This is a genomic window from Actinosynnema sp. NPDC059797 (genome assembly GCF_042732085.1).
Classification (GTDB): Bacteria; Actinomycetota; Actinomycetes; order Mycobacteriales; family Pseudonocardiaceae; genus Actinosynnema.
Window position 1 is genome coordinate 1 of sequence record NZ_JBHWIE010000548.1, and the last position, 3,591, is coordinate 3,591.

4 protein-coding genes are annotated in these 3,591 nt (G+C 71.3%); all 4 read right to left on the reverse strand.

All coding sequences use genetic code 11. From position 1 onward, the window contains the following. The coding region (locus tag ACFV4N_RS41405; protein ID WP_499678164.1) for a Crp/Fnr family transcriptional regulator at positions 1-672 on the reverse strand (672 nt) is incomplete at its 3' end. Positions 673-785: 113 nt separating this feature from the next. After that, entirely contained in the window at positions 786-1,973 is a 1,188-nt protein-coding gene (locus ACFV4N_RS41410) for an alpha/beta fold hydrolase (RefSeq protein ID WP_499678165.1), read from the reverse strand. Then, positions 1,973-2,956: a chlorinating enzyme gene (locus ACFV4N_RS41415; protein ID WP_499678166.1), complete on the reverse strand. Its 984-nt coding sequence runs from the start codon at positions 2,954-2,956 to the stop codon at positions 1,973-1,975. The genes ACFV4N_RS41410 and ACFV4N_RS41415 overlap by 1 nt, the downstream gene beginning before the upstream one ends. 19 nt (positions 2,957-2,975) lie before the next feature. After that, positions 2,976-3,591 (reverse strand): acyl carrier protein (locus tag ACFV4N_RS41420; RefSeq protein WP_499678167.1); only part of this gene is annotated, 616 nt, incomplete at its 5' end.

Sequence of the window (3,591 nt, forward strand, 5' to 3'; positions counted from 1 at the left end):
CTCCAGGAACGCGGTCATCCGCGACTCGTTGATGCACAGGAACGAGTCCGGCACGGATTCGACCAGACCCGCGTCCCGGAAGCGCTTGAGGAAGTACCCGACGCGCGACCGGGTGGTGCCGACCATGCCGGAGAGGTCCTCCTGGGTGATCCGGTCCCGGATCTCCACGACGTAACCGCAGTCGGCCCGGCTGCCGACCTTGTGCGCCAGGTGCAGCAGGATCGCGGCCAACCTGCGCTCACTGTCCATGGTGAGCAGGTTGGTGATCATCTGCTGCTGCTCGACGACCCGCTCGCCGAGCTTCACGATGAAGTCCTGGAGCAGCGCGTCGTCCGACAGCGCCTGCCTGAGCCGGGACGCCGGGACCTGCCGCAGCACGGTCCGGGTCATCGCCATCGCCGACTCGGCCCGCGGCGGGCCGAACAGCGCCAGCTCCCCGAAGGTGTCCCCTTCGGGGTGGATGGACAGCAGACATCGCTTGCCATCCCGGGAATATGCCACGGTTTTCACCTGGCCGCTTTCGACCAGGTAGACGCCGGAATCCCGGCTACCGACGCTGTAAATACTCTCGTCCTTTTCCACCACTATGCGCGCCGCGCCTGCGCAGTTAGTTCGGATGTACGACGAGATACCGTTCGCGGATCGTTCGACGGCATTTCGGGATGAGCGCACGGAGCACCCCCAGTGTGCATTGTTCGGGCGGATCGAACACGGTTGAGATGTACTGCTGCGGAGGGACCGCGGCCAGTTCGGCCGCCGAACCGGTCTCCTCCTCGACGACCTGCTCAGCCGACCTGCGACGCGGTCCCGGCTAAACGGGACCGGAGCAGTCCGGTCAGGCGCGCCGGGGCGCGGAACAGGGTGACGTGGTCGCCGTCCGGCTCGACGTGCAGCCGTGCGGCGGACAGGCGCTCGGCCACCGCCAGCGACCCGGCGGGGTGCGCGGTCCTGTCCTGTTCGCTGGTCACGACCAGCGTGTCGGTGTCGACGCGCGCCAGGTAGGGGCGGGCGTCCTGGGCCATGACCACGAGGTTGAGACGGCAGTAGCGGAAGAACAGTTCCCTCGACGCGTACGGGTAGAGCACGAGGTGCGCCAGGTCGGCCGGAACACCCGCGAGGGCGTTCTGGAGCAGGACCTCGTGCACGGCCGCCGCGGTCTCCCGGTCCTGGGCGGCCATGCCCATGAGGGCCTGGAGGTTGCGCTGGTGGTCGGTCTTCGGCACCTCGTCGCCGAGGTCGAAATCACCGTGCCACAGGCTCAGCGAGTCGACCCGGCCGGGCAGTTCCGCGGCGGCGGCCAAGGCGAGCAGCGCGCCGCCGCACATGCCCGCCACGTGCGCGGAGGGCACCGAGAACGCGTCCAGGACCGCCGCCAGGTCGGCCACCTGGGCGGCGACGCCGTGCTCCAGGTCCACTTCGGAGTCCAGGTCGGCGAACAGCCAGCGGCTCTCCCAGGTGATGACGCGCCGGTCGACGGCCAGCGCGCGCACCCAGCCCTCGACCAGGCGCACCGGCATGCCGCACGGGAGCACGAGCAGCACCGGCCGGCCGGTGACCGGGCCGACCGACCACGCGGGCAGCCGGGCGCCGTCGGCCGTCTCCACCACGACGCCGGCCTCCGGCGCGAGGACGTCGTCCGCTGCCGCGCCCGCGACGATCCGGTCCACCCCGGACCGGTCGGGCAGGCCGGTGGCGGCGAGGGCGGCGGCCGTGCCCGCCAGGTCGAGGTGGTCGCCGAGCACCTGGTCGAGGACGGACCGCGGCGCGCCGACCGGAGCGACGCGGTAGCGGGGGCCGCCCGACAGGTCGGTGATCCGGGTGAGCAGGTCGGCCGCCGCCGCGGGCCACGGGGAACCGTCCTCCGGGGCCGCCGCGACGACCGGCGGCTCGGGCAGCGCACCGGCCAGCGGGGCAGCCGACCGCACCGCCGCCGCCAGCCTGGCGACGGGGTGCGGTCGGGCACCGGCGCTCATCAGGCCCGCGTCCCGCCGACGGGGGGAACGCCGTGACGCGAGGGGAACCGGTGGCCGCGGGTGGTCTCCGTGACGATCCGGTTGTGCGCGTTGGTGTTCTCGCCCGTGACGAGGACGGCGCCGTAGCGCTCCAGCGACACGCGGCCGCCGTACTCCTCGATGTCCTCGGAGTCCGGGTAGACGTCCACCGACGTGGGCACGTACCGCGAGGCGAAGCCGAGCCGCATGTCGTCGGTCTTGCCGCTGTGCGGGTGCGAGGCGTGCATGAGGGTGGACCAGAACATGATGGCCTCGCCGGGCCTCATGACCATCGACACGGCCTTCGACTCGTCCGGGCTCCAGTTCTCGTCCTTCTGGAGCTCCCGGTAGTCGTAGCCGAAGAAGCCGCGCCGGACGCCGTCCTTCTCCGCGTTGTTGATGCGGTTCGGGTCGTAGTGCATCTTCTTGGTCTCGTCGTAGAACATCTGCTGGTGCGTGCCGGGGATGAACTGGAGGCAGCCGTTGTCCTCGTTCGCCTCGGTGAACGCGGTCCACACGGTGATCGTGCCGCCGAACTCCTCCTGCCCCTCGGGCCACAGGATCTGCGGCTTGCCGGAGGCGTTGGCGAAGGTGTCCGCCTGGTGCCAGTCGGTGCCCTCGTCGCCGGGGTACTTGGGGAAGAACTCGGTGCGCCAGCACAGGACGTCCGGGCCGAGCACGCTGTTGACCCGGTCGGTGATCTCCGGGCGGCAGATGTGGTCGGCGAGGAACCGCATGTCCAGGTGCCGGTCGTAGTTGGAGATGTTGGTGTTGCCGGACTCCGCGGCCTCGTCCTGGTAGACGGCCATCGAGCGGTCGAGCATGCGCAGCCGCTCGCGGCGCCAGGTGGCCACCATCTCGTCGATCTCGTAGACCTTGAACGGGCCGAAGTAGCCGTTGGCGCGGAAGCTGTCCAGCTCTTCGGGGGTCAGCGCGAACGTGCGCTCGTGACCTGCCAGCGTCATGTCTCGGGCTCCTTCGGTGTCAGGCGGTGACGTGCTCGGTGGTGGCCGCGAGGGCCAGTTCGACCTGCTCGGCGATGGCCAGCGCGCTGGCCGTGCCGTCGAGTTCGCCGCCGGTGAGGCGCAGGCCGAACCGGAGGTTGACCCCGGCGATGACCCGGACGAACGACAGGGAGGTGGCGCCGATGTCGAACAGGTCGACCGCGGGGTCGACCGGGCGTCCCATGACGCCGGCGGCGATCTCGGTGACCGCGGTCACGACGTCGACCTCGGCGGCGGGCGGGTTCTCTTCCGTGAGCGGCAAGTCGTTCACAGCCTTTCTGTTCACCTTGCCCTGGGGCGTGACGGGGAGCGCCGCCACCGGGCAGACGGTCGACGGGCGCAGGTGCGCGGGGAGCCGCTCGGCGACGTGGTCGCGCAGCGCGGCGACGAGGTCGTGGCCGGCGGCCCCCGTCGCGGGCACGACGTGCGCGACCAGGCGCACGTCGCCCTCGCCGAAGTCGCGGGCCGTCACCACGGCCGCCGCGACCCCCGGGTGCGCGAGGAGGCACGCCTCCACCTCGCCGGGCTCGATCCGGTAGCCGCGGACCTTGAGCTGGTCGTCGACGCGACCCAGGTAGTGCAGCTCGCCACCGGCC